The sequence below is a fragment of the Hydrogenophaga sp. ANAO-22 genome (genome assembly GCF_042466645.1).
Classification (GTDB): Bacteria; Pseudomonadota; Gammaproteobacteria; order Burkholderiales; family Burkholderiaceae_C; genus Hydrogenophaga.
This window is the reverse complement of sequence record NZ_CP159956.1, coordinates 3,002,126-3,019,246: the sequence shown is the minus strand read 5'-3', so window position 1 is coordinate 3,019,246 and position 17,121 is coordinate 3,002,126. Positions and strand designations below refer to the sequence as shown.

The 17,121-nt window shown below is 63.0% G+C and carries 19 protein-coding genes; 16 read left to right on the top strand and 3 right to left on the bottom strand.

The window, feature by feature from the left end:
- Positions 1-85 precede the first annotated feature (85 nt).
- The 4 genes from ABSY19_RS14600 to fahA are packed head-to-tail and all read left to right on the top strand — an operon-like array spanning position 86 to position 3,881.
- Positions 86-766: a TetR/AcrR family transcriptional regulator gene (locus ABSY19_RS14600; RefSeq protein ID WP_382152585.1), complete on the top strand. Its 681-nt coding sequence runs from the start codon at positions 86-88 to the stop codon at positions 764-766.
- A 10-nt stretch (positions 767-776) separates the two neighbouring features.
- Positions 777-1,565, top strand: a complete 789-nt coding sequence (locus tag ABSY19_RS14595; protein ID WP_382152582.1) for a cyclase family protein — start codon at positions 777-779, stop codon at positions 1,563-1,565.
- Positions 1,566-1,607: 42 nt separating this feature from the next.
- The gene (locus tag ABSY19_RS14590; RefSeq protein ID WP_382152579.1) at positions 1,608-2,603 is read left to right on the top strand and encodes a Bug family tripartite tricarboxylate transporter substrate binding protein; all 996 of its coding nucleotides are present in this window, start codon (positions 1,608-1,610) and stop codon (positions 2,601-2,603) included.
- Between the two features lie 6 nt (positions 2,604-2,609).
- On the top strand, positions 2,610-3,881 hold the full coding sequence (gene fahA / locus ABSY19_RS14585; RefSeq protein WP_382152576.1) for a fumarylacetoacetase: 1,272 nt from the start codon (positions 2,610-2,612) through the stop codon (positions 3,879-3,881).
- A 30-nt stretch (positions 3,882-3,911) separates the two neighbouring features.
- Here fahA and ABSY19_RS14580 read toward each other — a convergent pair whose 3' ends face one another.
- Positions 3,912-4,778, bottom strand: coding sequence for a serine hydrolase domain-containing protein (locus tag ABSY19_RS14580; protein WP_382152573.1), 867 nt, complete (start codon positions 4,776-4,778; stop codon positions 3,912-3,914).
- Between the two features lie 24 nt (positions 4,779-4,802).
- Complete coding sequence (locus tag ABSY19_RS14575; protein ID WP_382152570.1) at positions 4,803-5,204, bottom strand: helix-turn-helix domain-containing protein; 402 nt, start codon at positions 5,202-5,204, stop codon at positions 4,803-4,805.
- A 105-nt stretch (positions 5,205-5,309) separates the two neighbouring features.
- On the opposite strand from ABSY19_RS14575, the gene ABSY19_RS14570 reads away from it, so the two are divergent.
- From ABSY19_RS14570 to ABSY19_RS14535, 8 genes are all read left to right on the top strand, one after another.
- Positions 5,310-5,513 (top strand): hypothetical protein, encoded by a 204-nt coding sequence (locus ABSY19_RS14570; protein ID WP_382152567.1) that lies wholly within the window; start codon positions 5,310-5,312, stop codon positions 5,511-5,513.
- Positions 5,510-5,809, top strand: a complete 300-nt coding sequence (locus ABSY19_RS14565; protein ID WP_382152564.1) for a hypothetical protein — start codon at positions 5,510-5,512, stop codon at positions 5,807-5,809. The genes ABSY19_RS14570 and ABSY19_RS14565 overlap by 4 nt, the downstream gene beginning before the upstream one ends.
- Positions 5,810-6,122: 313 nt before the next feature.
- A complete protein-coding gene (locus tag ABSY19_RS14560) occupies positions 6,123-6,545 on the top strand; it encodes a very short patch repair endonuclease (RefSeq protein ID WP_382152562.1) in 423 nt (140 codons plus the stop codon).
- Positions 6,545-7,759, top strand: a complete 1,215-nt coding sequence (locus ABSY19_RS14555) for a DNA cytosine methyltransferase (protein WP_382163810.1) — start codon at positions 6,545-6,547, stop codon at positions 7,757-7,759. Before ABSY19_RS14560 ends, ABSY19_RS14555 begins: the two co-directional genes overlap by 1 nt.
- Positions 7,756-8,421: an Eco29kI family restriction endonuclease gene (locus ABSY19_RS14550; protein ID WP_382152559.1), complete on the top strand. Its 666-nt coding sequence runs from the start codon at positions 7,756-7,758 to the stop codon at positions 8,419-8,421. Before ABSY19_RS14555 ends, ABSY19_RS14550 begins: the two co-directional genes overlap by 4 nt.
- An 18-nt stretch (positions 8,422-8,439) precedes the next feature.
- Positions 8,440-9,306, top strand: a complete 867-nt coding sequence (locus ABSY19_RS14545; protein ID WP_382152557.1) for an FRG domain-containing protein — start codon at positions 8,440-8,442, stop codon at positions 9,304-9,306.
- A 2-nt stretch (positions 9,307-9,308) separates the two neighbouring features.
- A complete protein-coding gene (locus ABSY19_RS14540; protein WP_382152554.1) occupies positions 9,309-10,418 on the top strand; it encodes a DUF262 domain-containing protein in 1,110 nt (369 codons plus the stop codon).
- Between the two features lie 228 nt (positions 10,419-10,646).
- Entirely contained in the window at positions 10,647-11,972 is a 1,326-nt protein-coding gene (locus tag ABSY19_RS14535) for an NAD(P)/FAD-dependent oxidoreductase (protein WP_382152551.1), read from the top strand.
- Positions 11,973-11,983: 11 nt separating this feature from the next.
- Here ABSY19_RS14535 and ABSY19_RS14530 read toward each other — a convergent pair whose 3' ends face one another.
- Entirely contained in the window at positions 11,984-12,727 is a 744-nt protein-coding gene (locus ABSY19_RS14530; protein WP_382152548.1) for a class I SAM-dependent methyltransferase, read from the bottom strand.
- Positions 12,728-13,044: 317 nt separating this feature from the next.
- Between ABSY19_RS14530 and ABSY19_RS14525 the strand changes: the two genes are divergently transcribed.
- From ABSY19_RS14525 to phnE, 4 genes are all read left to right on the top strand, one after another.
- Complete coding sequence (locus ABSY19_RS14525; RefSeq protein WP_382152545.1) at positions 13,045-14,154, top strand: porin; 1,110 nt, start codon at positions 13,045-13,047, stop codon at positions 14,152-14,154.
- A 311-nt stretch (positions 14,155-14,465) separates the two neighbouring features.
- Positions 14,466-15,296: a phosphonate ABC transporter ATP-binding protein gene (phnC, locus tag ABSY19_RS14520; protein ID WP_382152542.1), complete on the top strand. Its 831-nt coding sequence runs from the start codon at positions 14,466-14,468 to the stop codon at positions 15,294-15,296.
- Positions 15,297-15,343: 47 nt separating this feature from the next.
- A complete protein-coding gene (gene phnD, locus ABSY19_RS14515; protein ID WP_382152538.1) occupies positions 15,344-16,294 on the top strand; it encodes a phosphonate ABC transporter substrate-binding protein in 951 nt (316 codons plus the stop codon).
- Positions 16,295-16,335: 41 nt separating this feature from the next.
- Positions 16,336-17,121: a phosphonate ABC transporter, permease protein PhnE gene (phnE, locus tag ABSY19_RS14510; RefSeq protein ID WP_382163808.1), complete on the top strand. Its 786-nt coding sequence runs from the start codon at positions 16,336-16,338 to the stop codon at positions 17,119-17,121.

Below are 17,121 nucleotides of genomic sequence, written 5' to 3'. Positions count from 1 at the left end.
CCGCATTCCCCGCCGACCTAGGGTTTGTACCAATGCCTCAGGCCAGACTTCAAATCTACATTTCAAATTGAAATTTGAATTTCACATGAACACCCCAGCCCCCAAACCCAAGGACTCGACGCGCTCCAAGATCGTGATGGCCGCGCTGCGCGTCTTCGCCACGCGCGGTTTCGAGGCGGCCTCGCTCAAGGAGATCACCACCGCGAGCGAGACCAACGTGGCGGCGATCCACTACCACTTCGGCTCCAAGGAAGCGCTGATCCGCGAGGTGCTGCAGACCGTGGCCGACCCGGTGAACCAGCTGCGCCGCGAGATGCTGGCGCAGCAGCCCGACGGCCCGGGCCGCTCGCTCGAGCACGTGGTGGAAGCGCTGCTGGCGCCCCCGATCCGCCTGAGCGCCGACGCCACCGGCGACGGCCGCCTGCTCACGCGCCTGATCCTGCAGGCGCGTGCGCTGCCCAGCGAGTTCACGAACAGCGCGCTGTTCCAGCAGTACGACAGCACCGCCCTGCTGTTCGTGCAGGCCCTGATGGACGCCGAGCCCGGCCTGAGCCGGCAGGACGCGTTCTGGCGCTACGCCTTCGCCATCGGCGCCATGCACTACATCGTGTCCGACGCGGACGCGGCCTACCACCGGCTCAACCGCCTCTCGGGCGGCCTGTGCGACACCGACGACCCCGAAGCCATCGTGCGCCAGCTGGTCGCCTTCGTGGTCGCCGGCCTGCGCGCGCGGCCCGCCTCGCCTTCCTCCCCCTCCTCACCGTAAACAAGCCCCCATGCCCCGCCGCATCATCGACCTCTCCGTCACGCTGGAAGACAAACCCACCTCGCCGGCCCACCACCGCCCGCAGATCCAGTACGCCGACCACGACCAGTCGTGGGAGCTGTTCTCCAAGCTGTTCCCCGGCATCGGCCCCGACTCGCTGCCCGAAGGCAAGGCCTGGGCGGTGGAGAAGATCTCGCTCTCCACCCACGCCGGCACGCACATGGACGCGCCCTGGCACTACCACCCCACCACCGACCACGCGCTGCAGGACGGCGGCCGCCCCGCCCCCGGCATCGACGAGGTGCCGCTGGACTGGTGCCTGCGCCCCGGCGTGAAGCTCGACTTCCGCCACTTCGAGGCCGGCTACGTGGTCACGCCGCAGGACATCGAAGCCGAGCTCAAGCGCATCAACTACGAACTGCAGCCGCTGGACATCGTGGTGGCCAACACCCGCGCCGGCGCGCGCCAGGGCCAGGAGGACTACTGGGAAAGCGCCTGCGGCTTCGGCCGCGCGGCCACGCTCTACCTGCTGGAGCGCGGCGTGCGCGTGGTCGGCACCGACTCCTACAGCTGGGACGCGGCCTTCAAGTTCGTGGTCGAGCGCTTCGAGCGCGACGGCGACCCTTCCATCATCTGGGAAGGCCACAAGGCCGGCCGCGACATCGGCTACTACCAGATGGAGAAGCTCTCCAACCTCGACCAGCTGCCCCCGCACGGCTTCGACGTCAGCTGCTTCCCCATCAAGATCAAACACGGCTCGGCCGGCTGGGTGCGCGCGGTCGCGGTCATCAACGACTGACCCCTTCTTTCCTTTTTTCCCCTTTCCTTTTCTGGAGACAACATGAGCAACGCTTCCCCTGCATTCACCCGCCGCCGCACCGTCGTGGCTGGCGCCCTGGCCCTGGCCGCCGGCGGCCTGCCGCTGAGCGCCCTCGCGCAGAGCGGCCCCTACCCGAACAAGACCATCCAGGTGGTCGTGCCCTTCCCCGCAGGCGGCATCGTGGACAACGTGACACGCAAGCTCGGCACCGAACTCAGCGCCAGCCTGGGCCAGACCCTGGTGGTGGAAAACAAGGGCGGCGCCGGCGGCTCCATCGGTGCGGCCCAGGTCGCGCGCGCCAAGGCCGACGGCTACACCCTGCTCACCGCCTTCGACACCCACGCCGTCAACCCGCTGCTCTACAAGCTCACCTTCGATTCCGACAAGGACCTCAAGCCCATCGCGCTGATCGCCACCTCGCCGCTGGTGCTGGTGGTGCACCCCTCGGTGCCGGCCAAGACCCTGCGCGAACTCGTGGACCTGGGCAAGAGCAAGCCCGACACGCTGCACTACGCCTCCACCGGCGCGGGCAGCTCCAACCACCTCACCACCGAACTCTTCAAGGCCACCACCGGCGCCTCGTTCAACCACGTGCCGTACAAGGGCGGCGCCCCCGCCATCACCGACGTGCTCGGCGGCCAGGTGCAGGTGATGTTCGTCAGCGTCACCTCGGTGCTGGCCCACATCCGCGCCGGCAAGATGCGCGCCCTCGCCGTGACCACGCGCGAACGCATCCCCGCGCTGCCCGACGTGCCCACCGTCAGCGACACCTACCCCGGCTTCGAAGCCACTTCCTGGGTCGGCCTGCTCGCGCCCGCCGGTGTGCCGGCCGACGTGGTCAGCAAGCTCAACGGTGGCGTGAACGCCGCGCTGAAATCGCCCGAGTTCCAGAAGTTCCTGGAAGAACAATCGCTGCGGCCCGCCGGCGGCACGCCCGAGCAGTTCGCCGCCTTCATGAAGGCCGAAACCCAGAAATGGGGCGCGGTCATCAAGCGCCAGAACATCCAGGTGGAGTAAAGCCCCATGGCGCCGCCCCGCATCGACGACACCCACGGCGCCGGCCTGCAGAGCTGGCTGGCGGCCGCGAACGACCCCGCCACCGACTTCCCCATCCAGAACCTGCCCTACGGCCGGTTCAGGGTGGGCGATGAACCCGGCTGGCGCATCGGCGTGGCGATCGGCGACCAGGTGCTGGACCTGCAGCGCGCCGGTGTGCTCGACCACAGCGACATGGCGCGCCTGCTGGCGCTGGCGCCCGAGCAGCGGCGGGCGCTGCGCCGCGCCCTCAGCGAAGGCCTGCGCCAGGGCAGCCCGAAAGAAGCCACGTTCAAAGCCGCGCTGCACCCGCAGGCCCGCGTGCGCATGGGCATGCCCTGCGACGTGGGCGACTACACCGACTTCTACACCGGCATCCACCACGCCACCACCGTGGGCAAGCTGTTCCGGCCCGACAACCCGCTGCTGCCCAACTACAAATGGGTGCCCATCGGCTACCACGGCCGCGCCTCCACGCTGCGCGTGAGCCCCGATCAATTCAAGCGCCCCATGGGCCAGCTGAGCCCCGGCAACGGGGCCGCGCCCACGCTGCAACCCACGAAGCGGCTCGACCACGAACTCGAACTCGGCCTGGTCATCGGCCAGCCCAGCCAGCAGGGCGAACCCATCGCCATCGAAGACGCGGAAGACCACCTCTTCGGCATCGTGCTGCTCAACGACTGGAGCGCGCGCGACATCCAGGCCTGGGAATACCAGCCCCTGGGCCCCTTCCTCTCGAAGAACTTCGCCAGCACGCTCTCGCCCTGGATCGTCACCCTGGAAGCGCTCGCGCCCTACCGCCAGGCCTTCACCCGGCCCGACGGCGACCCGGCACCGCTGCCCTACCTGGACTCGGCCAGCAACCGCGAGCAAGGCGCGATCGACATCGCGCTGGAAGCCTGGGTGCAGACCGCCGCCATGCGCGCGGCCGGCCACGCGGCCGAGCGGCTCAGCCGATCCAACTTCACCGACGCCTACTGGACCGCCGCGCAGCTGGTGACCCACCACACCGTCAACGGCTGCGACCTGCGCGCGGGCGACCTGCTGGGCAGCGGCACGCTCTCGGGCCCCGCGCCCGAACAGGGCGGCTCGCTGCTGGAACTCACGCAAGGCGGCCAACGCCCGCTGACGCTGGCCAACGGCGAGACCCTGGGCTTCCTCGCGGATGGCGACACCATCGTGCTGCGCGCGCACTGCGAGCGCGAAGGGTACCGGCGCATCGGCTTCGGGGAGTGCCGGGGCACGGTGCTGCCTCGGTAACCGAGACCCTCGGGCGCCGCCCGGCCGGCCTCAGCGCGTCAGGCACCGCGAGAGACGATCGACCACGTCTCTCTCCGCGCGGCCTTCGTCGGCCCCCGCATGAAACACCGCGCAGGTCGCCGAGCCCGCGCCCTGGGCGCAGCGGTAGACCGCCACCACGCTGCCCGGCCCGACGCCGGTGTGCCCGGCCACCGTGAGCCCCGCGTCCACGGTGCCCTGCATCAGCCCCAGGCCATAACCCGCCGACGTCCACGGCCGCCCAGGAATGGCCCCGCCCAGGTGGCGCGCCGTCTGCATCTCGCGCAACAGCGCATCGGGCAGCAGCTGCCCGGCCAGCAGACGGTCCAGAAAGAGCGCCGCGCCCGACAGCGGGCCCACCAGCAGACCGTGATAGACCCAGCCCGGGTGGTAGGCCAGGCCCACCACATCCGCCGGCGTTTTCGCGAGAAGAGCACCCGCCACACCCAGCGGCGCCAGCGCCCGCTGCACCAGCGCGTCTTGCAGCGCGAGGCCGGTCACGCGCTCGATGAGCCGCGCGACATACAGGTAACCCACATTCGAGTACCGCCAACCGGTCCCGGGCTCATACCGCAGACGGCTGGCATCCAGGCGCTGCAGCATCTCACCCGCCGGCCAGGGCGCCTCATGGCGCGCCACGGCGGCGTGGTAGTCGGGCAGCTCGCCATAGTCCGCCAGCCCGGCCTCGTGCCTTAGAAGATGGCGCAGCGTGAACGGGCCTTCGGGCGCCGCATCGTCGAGCCTGACCAGGCCATCGCGCACCAAAGTCAGCGAGGTGGCCGACAGCACCGTCTTCGTGAAACTCCACCACGGCACCGCCGCGTTGTGCGGCTCTTCGTGCGGCAGGGGCGAACCGTTGCAGATCAGCGAGAAGGCCATGGACGGATCTTCAGGCTGGCCTGACTAGTCGTTCTTCTTTTTTTGTTTGGCGGGGGCGGTGGCCTTTGCCCGCGGTTTTCGGGCTGGCGTGCTCGAAGCCGTTGGTGCCACGCCCTTGGCCATCAGCGCGGCGTGCTTCACCAGTTCGAGCTGCGCCTCCGGGGTGCATCGCTCGAAGTCGTCCAGCAGCGAGCGCTGCATCGGGTCCAGGTCCAGCCTGGTGCCAACGCGCTCGCCCGTCAGCACGTAGTACACGTCCATGCCCAGATCGATCAAACGCATCAGCACCTCGGCATCCGGGCTGCGCACCCCTCTCTCATAGGTTCCCATCGCGCGCTTCGAAAGCCCAGTGACGTCGGCGATCTCCTGCTGGATCAGGCCGAGCCGGCGGCGCTCCTCGCGAAAACGTGAGCCAAAAGTATTCATGGAATCGTTCAAATCGTTTAAAATGGATCGTTTGATCGCATTTTTCCGCTTGGTTGTGTATTTTTCCGTTACTCAATGCTAGCCCAGGGAAGGAGCTACTTCGCCATGACCCGATCAGCTGACTCTTCGACACGCAAGCGTGTGCCCAACGGCGTCAACAGCTCGCGCCCCATCGCACTGAGGCTCACGCCGGCCGAGCTGGAACGTGTGAAGGAGCGGGCCGAGCGCGAACACCGCTCCATGGCCAGCGTGTGCCGCCTCGCGGTACTGCGCGAGCTGGGCATGAACGACACGGGGACGGCCCCATGAAACTCCGCCGGATTCCATTGCCCGAGCCGGTGTACCTCATGCGCTGCACCGTGCCCGCGCAGCGCATGTCACTCTCGATTCAGCAACGCACGATGGCCGGCCTGAGCGTGGCCGCGAGCCGCACGGCGGAACCGGATGTGCCTGCGGTGGTGCTGCTGCAAGCCCGCGAAGCCCCCTTCGAACTGGAATGGAGCCTCAGCCCGACGCAGGCGCGAGCGCTTGCGGCCAGGTTGCTTGATGCTGCAGCGAACTGCAATAGGCTTGATAGCGTGGCCTGTCACGCTCGTTGCGATTGAAAACACTTGAGGTTCGTTCTCGAAGCGCGCCTTGTCACTTGAGGTAGTACCACCCCGCAACGGTTACAGTCCGTGCCGGTTAAAACCGCAATGCCACCCCGATCGTCTAACAGCATCAAACACTTAGACCGATTCGCACCAAGTTTCAAACAGAACGCGGCTCGATGATGCAGTTCTGGGCCGACTACCTTGACCGTCTGGGCTGCGGAGCTGAAGTGACAGTGCATCCCATTGGTGTGGAGAGATATTTCGGTTCAGCTCCCGCCGAACAGACGGCAAGCTATGCCTAGGGTGTGCACTCGTAGAATGCCATATGGACACGCTCAGCCCAGCGCAACGATCTAAGCGCATGGCGCTGGTACGCAGCGTAGACACCAAGCCAGAGCTGATCGTCCGGAAGTTGCTTCACTCTCGCGGATTTCGCTATCGCTTGCATGACAAGAAATTGCCGGGTACTCCGGACTTGGTTTTCCCTAGCAGGCGCAAGGTGGTGTTCGTCCACGGGTGCTTTTGGCATCGTCACAACGATTGTTCCCTGGCTCGCATGCCAAAGTCTAGATTGGACTTCTGGGGCCCTAAACTTGAAGGCAATCGGGAGCGTGACCTCCGAAAACTTTCGGACCTCGTGCGGCTGGGGTGGGATGCGATGGTCGTGTGGGAATGCGAGTTACAAGATTTGAGTGCACTCGTCCTGAAACTGGAGGGATTTTTGAATGAAGGAAAACAAGCAAAATGATGCGCGCCGTTGAGCTCTACGCAGGTGCCGGGGGGCTGGCGATGGGTGTCAGCCTTGCGGGTTTCGAATCGCTCGCAGTGGTGGAATGGGACAAGTGGGCATGTGACACGGTTCGTGAGAACCAGCGCCGAGGGTACCCGCTGGTCGCCAACTGGCCACTAAATGAGGGTGATGTACGCGACCTCGATTGGTCTACCGTTCCTAAAGATATAGAGCTGCTAGCAGGAGGCCCCCCTTGTCAACCCTTCTCCATGGGAGGCAAGCACCAAGCGCATGACGACAAGCGGGATATGTTTCCTGCCACGGTCCAAATCGTGCGACAGCTACGTCCCAAGGCTTTCATCATCGAAAACGTAAAGGGGCTAACGCGGTCCTCGTTCGCAAACTACTTCGAGTACATCAAGCTCCAGCTCGAGTTTCCAGAAGCCCCGCGGCGCGGGCATGAAAGCTGGTTTGATCATCTCATGCGCTTGCAGGCTGAGAAAACATCTGGACGCATGCATGATGGTGCTTTGACGTACAACGTCACCTCCACGTTAGTAAACGCGGCAGACTATGGTGTGCCCCAAAAGCGTGAACGAGTGTTCATTGTTGGCACGCGGTCAGATCTGAATATCGATTGGCACTTTCCCGACGCGACACACAGCGAGGACGCCTTGCTTCACTCGCAGTGGGTGACCGGCGAGTATTGGTCCCGCCACCGCATTGCGAAGAAGAGCCGGCCTTCCATGCCGGATAAACTGTCAGCGCGCGTTCGCCGCCTCGGCGCCACTTCGCCAAAGGAGGCGCCATGGCGCACAGTGCGCGATGCCATCGCAGACCTGCCGGATCCACGCACACGCGCGGCACTGGCGGTGCGCGATCATCGCTTCCAGGACGGTGCGAAGGTCTACCCTGGTCATACAGGAAGTCCTTTGGATCAGCCGGCAAAGACCATCAAAGCGGGCGACCACGGCGTACCTGGCGGCGAGAACATGATGGTCCACCCTGATGGGTCTGTGCGCTACTTCACCGCCCGAGAAACGGCACGTATCCAGACTTTTCCAGATGGATATGTATTCCACGGGTCTTGGACGGAAACTATGCGCCAGCTTGGTAACGCCGTGCCAGTTGCGCTAGCACGGCTGGTCGCCTCATCGGTTGGACAAGCAATCTTGGAAGCTGACTGCCGGAGCGTTTCGGCCATGGCCCTCGGCGCAAGGGCCGCCGCATGACGAGCGCTGAGATCATTCCTTTCAACCCGCTGGACAAGAAGAGCCTAGGCGCAAGCGTCGCCGAAGCGCTGGTGAGCCAGCCTGTTCATTCGCTTGCATCGCTCAATTCATTCATGGGCACCGGCATCTATGCGATCTACTATCACGGTGATTTTGAGCCATATTCGCCGATTGCCGAGCCCAACAAGAAGGATTTACGCTTTCCTACCATTCCTATCTACGTGGGAAAAGCCGTGCCTCAAGGAGCCCGTAAAGGCAAAGTGATGGCTGATCCGACCCGCTCGAAGGCACTGTTTACCCGATTGTCCGAGCATGCTGATTCGGTAAGAGCGGCGAGCAGCACTCTTTCCGTGGGCGATTTTTCTTGTCGCTATCTGGTAGTGGATGAAATTTGGATTTCTCTCGGAGAGTCCCTTATGATCACCAAATTTTCACCTCTGTGGAATTTGTTTCTAGACGGCTTTGGCAACCACGATCCTGGCAACGGCAGATACCAAGGATTTCAACCGCGCTGGGATGTCATACATCCAGGACGCCAATGGGCGACCAAATGCAAGCCGCGTTTAGAAAGTGCAGAAGAAATTGCCCGTGACATTCGCACGCATCTAAGGGTGATAAATATTCCTGAAAACCCACATTTTCTTGGAAACGCTCCGCCCTAAAACGAATGAAAGGGAGACATGCCTGCTCTTGCATCTGTCACTGCGAAGACGATTGGCGAGTTCATCAATCATGCTCAAAAGCTACTTCCAACGGTAGACATCAACGATCACGATCACAAGTTCGAATCAAACTGGTACAGAGGTATTGGCTCAACCGAGCATGAACTAGTTCCAGGTCTATACCGACATCCGATCAAAAAATCCATTGATCCATTGCTAGTCATGGAAAGAGAGATTGTCGAGGATTTCAAACGCCAAGCGATCTTTCATACCGAAAAATTTGATGACGAGAGCGAAGCGGCCGAACTACGCATACTGTTCATCATGCAACATCATGGCATCCCGACCCGTCTCCTTGATTGGTCAACCAATCCTTTGATATCTTTGTATTTTGCATTAACCAGCGCCAAAACGATTAACAATGCGTATACCCATGATGCGGCGGTATGGGTATTAAATCCATACAAGTGGAATGAGCATGCCCTCAGAATTTCCAAATACGGAGATATTGGCCCGTTGAATCAAGGGTCTTTTGAATCCAAATCTTATGCCCCTCGTCGAACTCAAGGTAGGGAGTTGATTCCCCAGGCACTCTCGCAAATGCACGAACATCCGGCAGCTATTCTAGGGATCAGCAACAGTGCGAGGATGTTCGCTCAGCGTGGGGTTTTCACAATTTTTGGTCGCAATGTTAGCTCGATGGAGACCCAATTTAAATCCGGAGGCTTCGCCAAGGACGCGCTGCGAAAAATTATTATTCCCAAAGAATACATTGAGCAACTATTGCATTCACTAATTCGACTCGGATTCACCGACTCTTTGAGCTACCCAGATTTGCAAGGGGTTGCCATGGAAATTCGACGCCTTCGCGGCTTTGGAGGGTGAAGATGATCAAGATAACCCTTCATGACTCCAAAGACCTTCAATGGTGGTACTACCAGCACTTGGAAGGACGAATTGACCTAAGCCCACCGTATCAGCGCAGATCAAGCATCTGGTCGAAATGGAAGCAAGCGCATCTGATCGACTCATTGATCAATGGCTTCGATGTTCCGAAGCTGTATTTCGGTAATTTTCTAGAAATGCCCAACTCGGCCGCCTTGAACGCCAGCGGTTCAGCCTACGCCGTTATTGATGGGAAGCAGCGGCTTGGCGCAATTTTTTCATTCTTCAAAGACGAGCTCCGGCTGAATAAATCATCAGTTTTTGAAGACGATTTGTCGCAACAAATTCAAGGCCTGTCGTACACGGAACTCAAAATGAGGCATCCATTCATCGCGGCTAGGGTTGAACGATTTTTGCCTGCCGTGATGAGCGTAGTGACAAATGATGTTCGTAAAATCGAGGAGTTGTTTATTCGCCTGAATATGGGCGAAGCAGCGAATGGAGCGGAGCAAAGAAATGCGATGGGCGGACCGATCCCAGAACTGGTCCGTGAACTGGCTCTGCACCCATTTTTCGTGAAAAAAATCAAATTTAGCACCAATCGGATGCAAGAGTTCAATTTGATTGCGAAGCTACTTTTGATCGAATACAAGCAAAGCTTGGTGGATACGAAAAAGAGCGATCTAGATAGCTTTGCCCAGCTGGGGTTAAGGTTGGCCAAAGAGGTCGACGATCCCAATCATTACCTAGAGCGAGGTGAATTCTTCGATGCGAAGGAGCGAGTACTAGATTGCCTGGAAGTACTTGCGCCGGAATTCAGCGATCGCGATCCGCTTTTGGCTTCTAGCGGCAGTATCCCGATCTACTATTGGTGGACGCGCACGCACAAAAGAAAAGTAGGTGACCTACATGGTTTTTTAACAGATTTGAACGAAAAAATCAAAGATGCTACGAAGAATCAAAAGGCTGGAGCACCCGCAGACAATAGACTTCTGAGCTATTACACCGCGAGTAGAACGACAAATGATGGAGAAAGCCTCCGAACTCGTCTACGCATTTTTGAAGAACTCTATCGAGAGTGGACAAACCCAGGAGCACGAGCTTTTAGATAGTGACCGGGATCTGGTCTCGGCCTCAGCAATCGTTAGCTATACAAAGCACCCGGCTAGCAGGGGAGTCACGAAGCACTGTTCGACGTTCAAGGCGAGGCTAAGTAGCGCTTGCTCCCCCTCTTGATGGTGTGCAGATCCGCTCCAGATTTTTGATCTTTTGGTCATTAAGTCGTGGACCGCATTCAAACCCCCAGCTTTTCCGCCCTGCACCAACCCAGGAGCCCCCCAATGCACCCAACTGAGAATTGCGACGTCCTAGTAGTCGGCGGCGGCCCCGCTGGCTCCACCATCGCCGCCCTGCTCGCGCGCGAAGGCCGCAAGGTGGTGTTGCTGGAGAAAGAGCACCATCCCCGCTTCCACATCGGCGAGTCGCTGTTGCCTGGCAACGTGGCCTTGTTCGACAAGCTCGGTGTGCGCGACCAGATCGAAAAAATCGGCATGCCGAAGTTCGGCATCGAGTTCGTGCCGCCAGATCTGGACTATTGCAGCTATGTCGATTTCGCCGAGGGTTGGGATCCGTCGATGGCATCGGCCTGGCAGGTGCGCCGTTCCGAGATGGACGAGCTGTTGTTTCGCCATGCGGCCAAGGTGGGCGCCGACGCGCTCGAAGGCGCGAAGGTCACCGAGGTGGCTTTCGACGACAACGGCGCCAGTGCCGAGGCGGTGCTCGACAGCGGTGAAACGCGCCGCTGGCGCGCCCGCTTCGTGGTGGACGCCACGGGCCGCGACACCCTGCTGGCGAACAAGTTCAGGTGCAAGCAGAAGAACAAGGACCACAACAGCACGGCGCTGTTCGGCCATTTCCGAGGCGCGCGGCGCCTGGAAGGCAAGCGCGAAGGCAACATCAGCATCTGCTGGTTCGAGCACGGCTGGTTCTGGTTCATCCCGCTGGCCGACGGCACCACGAGCGTGGGCGCGGTGTGTTGGGCCTACTACCTGAAAGCGCGCGACAAGCCGCTGAAGGACTATTTCTTCGACACGATCGCCCTCTGCCCGGAGCTGCACGATCGCCTGAAGGACGCGACGCTGGTGGACGACCAGGTGCATGCCACGGGCAACTTCGCCTACTCCAGCACGCACGCCACGGGCGACCGCTACCTGATGGTGGGCGACGCGTTCACGTTCATCGACCCGATGTTTTCTTCGGGCGTGTTCCTGGCGATGCAGAGTGGCTTCGACGGCGCGCAGTTCGTCGCCACGGCGTTGGACCAACCGCAGCGCCTGCCCGCGGCCCGCGCCGCGTACGAGAAGCGCGTGCGCATCGGCCCGCGAGATTACTCGTGGTTCATCTACCGCGTCACGAACCCCACCATCCGCGACATGTTCATGCACCCGAACAACCGGTTCAAGGTGAAGCAGGGTCTCATGTCGCTGCTGGCGGCGGACATCCACCACGGCCCGGCCTATCGGATGTCGCTGGTGATGTTCAAGCTGATCTACTACGTGGTCTCGGTGGCGAACTGGCGCCGCACGTATGCGGGCTGGAAGCGGCACCGCTTCAACATCCGCGACATGGGGGCCCTGCGCGGCGAGACGATCATGAAGGCCGACTGACTGAGATCCTCTCAGGGCCGCACGGCGGTGTACTCCGAGAACACGCCGAGCTCGGTGTGGCGCTGCACCTGCTGGAAGCCCGCGCGCTCCATGGCCTGCAGAATCTGCGCGGGCGGAATGCAGGTTTCGATGGTGTCCCAGTAGTAGCGCCACAGCTCCGCGCTGCCGCGCTCGCGGGCCACGAAGCGCGCCAGGGTGGGCACGACGCGGCGCATGTAGAACTTCACCAGGGTGCGCGAAAGGCGGCTCGAAGGTTGGCTGATTTCCAGGATCAGCAGGCGGCCGCCGGGCCGCAGCACCCGATGGAACTCCCGCAGCGCGGCGTCCACGTCCGACACGTGCCGGAAGGCATAGCCGAAGCTCAGGAAGTCGGCTTCGCCCGTGGCGCAGGGCAGTTCCTCCGCCCGGCCGGCGCGCAGTTCCACGCCCGGCAGGTCCACCTGCGCCAGCATGCCGGGGCTCGGGTCCACGCCGATCAGGCGGCCGTGCTCGCCGATCAAGTCGCAGGCCTGGCGCGCCAGCAGCCCCGTGCCGATGCCCACGTCGACGATTTTGTCGCCGGCCGCCAGGCCTGCCCGCACCAACGCCTCGCGCCGGTACCAGCCACCCGAGCCGAACGCCATGGCGCGCTCGATGCGGTCGTAGTCGACGGCGGTCTCGTCGAAGATGCGGCGCACGTAGCGCGCATGGTCGGCCTCGTCGCGGTAGTAGGCGGGCAGGGGCGCATGCGGCAGGGAAGGGGTGGTGGGGTCCATCGAAGGTCTGCTCCTTGGGCCAGTGGCCGGGTGGGTGGGGGATGGGTGCATTGTTGACGCAATAGAAACAGACTACTCCTGGTTATCGTCTTTATCCGAAGCGAGGTCGTGCCTATAGTTCTTTCCATGGGCTTCCACCTTCGTCATCTTCATTGCGCCATCGGCGCAGGCGCGCTGCGCGCCGCCTTCCAGGCCGCGGCACCACCGCCTTCCTGAGCGTCCCCGCCCCCCTGTTCCTTCCATGGAAATGCCAACCCCGGTTTTCGCCAGGGACGGCCTCGTTCGCCCTCAACTTTCTTTACCCAAGAAAAGACACCATGAAAAAAATCGCCGCCGCAGCCGCTCTTGCAGCACTTGCAGTTCCCTCCTTCGCCCAGTCGAGCGTCACGCTGTATGGCGTGGCCGACATGTTCTATCAGTACGCCGATGGCGCGAACTCGCTGTCCCGCGCGCAATCGGGTGGCCTGGCCGGCAGCCGTTTTGGTCTGCGTGGCACGGAAGACCTGGGCGGTGGCCTGCGCGCGAACTTCACGCTGGAAGGTGGCGTGAACGTGGACGATGGCACCAGCGGCCAAGGCGGCGCGATGTTCGGCCGTCAGGCGCACGTGGGCTTGTCGGGCGCCTTCGGTTCGGTCTCGCTCGGCCGCCAGTACACCGCGCTCTACGCCGCCACGAACGACCACAGCCTGTTCACCAGCGCGGCCGCCGGCCCGTCCACCGCACTCATCGGCGGCTTCGGCGGCGGCTACGAGCTGGTGCGGGGTGCGTCGGCCACCGGCGCGCCTCCGCAAGCGGGCGCCACGGGCAACGGTGGTCCCGCGCGGATCAACAACTCGATCAAGTACGAGTCCCCGAGCCTGGCCGGCTTCAAGCTGGGCGCGGTCTACGGCATGGGTGAAGTCGCCGGCGCCAGCGGCGACAACCAGGTGATGGAAGCCTCGGTGCGCTACACCGGCCATGGCTTCGACGTGATCGGCTCCTACCTCACCGACGAGGCCCGTGGCGGCATCGGTGTGAATTCGACGGACGCGCGCATCGGCACGCTGTCGGGCGCCTACAACTTCGCGCCGTTCCGCGTGGTGGCCGGCTACATCAACTTCGACGACAAGCGCGTGGCCGATCTCGATGGCGAAGGCGCCTGGATCGGTGTGGACTACCAGACCGGCAAGACCACGTGGAAGGCGCAGTACGTGCTCAACTCGCCCAAGAACCTGAGCAACGCGGACAGCAAGGCCTTTGGCGTGGGCGTGGTGTACGACCTCTCCAAGCGCACGGCCCTCTATTCGAGCCTGACCCGCTTCCGCAACGACGCCAACGCCGGCGCCGGCGGCCTGGGTCGTTTCAATGCGGCGCTGCCGGCCGGCCTGACCTCGGCGGCGGACAACGACATCACCGAGTTCGCCGTCGGCATCCGCCACACGTTCTGAACTTTTTCTGGAAGGCGCCGCTCAGACACCTATCTGGCGGCGCCGCCGCAACGTCTCTCCAAGGGTGGTCCATCCCAGATGACTCCACCTTTTTCACAGCCCCTTCGGGGGCTTTTTTTTTGCGCGAAGAAGAAGCGCCGGGGCCGCTGGAAAGATGCATAGATTGGATCAATAGTTAACGATAAATTTTTGAATGGATTAAATGGCTGAGGGGGCGTGCGCTGTCACGGATCTGTCAAACGGCGTCGAAATACTGCCCTCATCCCAGTTGCAAGGCCCATCGCCACCCCGGCGCGCAAGGCCTCCATTCCATGAATCCCATCGTCTTGAGCGCAAGCGCCGTGCACCGCAGCTACGGCGGCCATCAGGCATTGCGCAATGTGTCCCTGGAGGTCCAGCGCGGTGAGCGCGTGGCCCTGCTGGGGGCGTCCGGCTCCGGCAAGTCGACGCTGATCCGGTGCCTGTGCGGGCTCGAAACCACCGACCCGGACGGCGGGCGCATCGAGGCCTTCGGCCAGTTGCTGCAGGCGCGGGGCCGGCTCAGCCCGGACATCCGCGCCCTGCGGCGGCGCATCGGCGTGATCTTTCAGCAGTTCAACCTGGTCGGCCGCCTGAGCGTGATGCAAAACGTGATGACGGGCCTGGCCGCGGAGGCGCCGCTGTGGCGCGCACTCGCCGGCCGGTACGACATGAGCGACCAGGCCCGGGCCTTGGACGCGCTCGATGCCATCGGCCTGATGCCTCAAGCCTTCCAGCGCGCGTCCACGCTGTCGGGTGGGCAGCAGCAACGCGCGGCCATCGCGCGCGTCCTGTTGCAAGGCGCCGAACTGGTGCTGGCCGACGAGCCGGTCGCGTCCCTGGATCCGCAGTCCACCCACCGCGTGATGGAGCAACTGGCCGCCCTGAACCGCGAGTCGGGCATGACGCTGGTGGTGAGCCTTCACCACGTGGCGCTGGCGCAGCGCTACTGCGATCGCGTGGTGGCGCTGCGCGATGGCGCCCTGGTCTACGACGGCCCCAGCAATGCACTGACGCCGGGTTTCCTCCAGCACCTCTATGGGACCGCCGCGGCGGAACTGCTGCACGAGCCCGGCACCGAGGCCCCTGCGCGCGACATGTTCCCACTGGCGCTGGCGGCCTGAGGCCGGCGCCCGCTTCTCTCACACCCCAACCTCCCAAAGGAAATTCCATGTTCAAGCTTCACACCCTGGCCATCGCCGCGCTGTCGCTCGCGGCCACCGTCGCCCATGCGCAGGACATCAACTTCGGCATCATCGCCACCGACTCGGCCTCCACCCAGCGCGAACGCTGGGAGCCCTTCTTCCGCGACATGGAGAAGAAGACGGGCCTGAGCGTCAAGTCCTTCTACGCACCCGACTACGCGGGCGTGATCGAGGCCATGCGCTTCAACAAGATCCAGGTGGCCTGGTACGGCAACAAGTCGGCCATGGAAGCGGTCGATCGCGCCAACGGCGAGGTCTTCGCGCAGGTCATGTTCGCCGACGGCAGCTTCGGCTACAAGAGCCTGCTCATCACCCGCCAGGACAGCCCGCTGAAGTCGTGGGACGACGTGGTGAAGAACGGAAAGTCGCTGAACTTCGGCATCGGCGACCCGAACTCCACGTCCGGCTTCCTCGTCCCCACCTTCTACCTGTTCTCGCAGAACAAGATCGACTACCGCACGGCCTTCAAGACCGCACGCAACGCCAGCCACGGCGCCAACATCCAGGCCGTGCTGGCCCGCCAGATCGATGTGGCCACCAACAACACCGAAGAGCTGGACAAGCTCAAGGCCAACAAGCCCGAGCTGGCCAGCCAGATTCGCGTTCTGTGGGAAAGCCCCCTGATCCCCAGCGACCCCTTCGTCTGGCGCAAGGACCTGGACCCGGCCGTCAAGGCCAAGCTCAAGGGCTTCATCCTGAACTACGCCAAGACCGACGAGCAGGAAAAGACGATTCTCAAGAACATCTACAACTACGGGGGCTTCCGCGAGTCGAGCAATGACCAGCTGGTGCCAATCCGTCAGCTCGAGCTGTTCAAGGACCGCAGCAAGATCGAAAACGACACCGCGCTGGATGCCGCGACGCGGGCCAAGCAGATCGCCGACATCGACGCCAGGCTGGCGGCCCTGAAGCTGTGAACGCCACGACCCTCCCCCGCACCGCGCCCAGCGCGGCGGCGCTGGATCGACTGAGGGCGCGCGCCGAAAGCGAGCGGCCGGGCCTGCTGACCTACCTGGCGTGGGCCGTGGTGCTGGGCGTGCTGGCCTGGGCCTGGCGCGGTGCGGAGATCCGGCCACTCGATCTGATCCGCGACGCCGGCAACATCGGCACCTACGCCAGCGACTTCTTCCCGCCGGACTTCCGCGACTGGCGCATCTACGCCAATGAGATGCTGGTCACCGTGCACATCGCCATCTGGGGCACGGTGTTGGCGCTCGTGGCGGCGGTCCCGGCCGGGTTGCTGTGCGCCTCGAACGTGGCACCGCCCTGGGTGTACCAGCCCATGCGCCGCCTCATGGACGCCTGCCGAGCCATCAATGAAATGGTGTTCGCGATGCTGTTCATCGTGGCGGTCGGCCTGGGTCCGTTCGCAGGTGTGCTGGCGCTGGCCATCCACACCACCGGCACGCTCGCCAAGCTCTTCTCCGAGTCGGTGGAAGCCATCGACCCGCGCCCGGTCGAAGGCATCCGCGCCACCGGGGGCCACCGTCTGGTGGAGGTGATCCACGGTGTCATTCCGCAGGTGCTGCCGCTGTGGCTCAGCTTCACCTTGTACCGTTTCGAGTCGAACGTGCGCTCCGCCTCGGTGGTGGGCATGGTGGGCGCCGGCGGCATCGGGGTGGTGCTGTACGAGGTGATCCGCAGCTTCCAGTACGGGCAGACCGCCGCGGTGCTGTTGATCCTGGTGGTGACGGTCTCTCTGATCGACCTGGTGTCGGCCAAGGTGCGAAAACGATTCATCTGA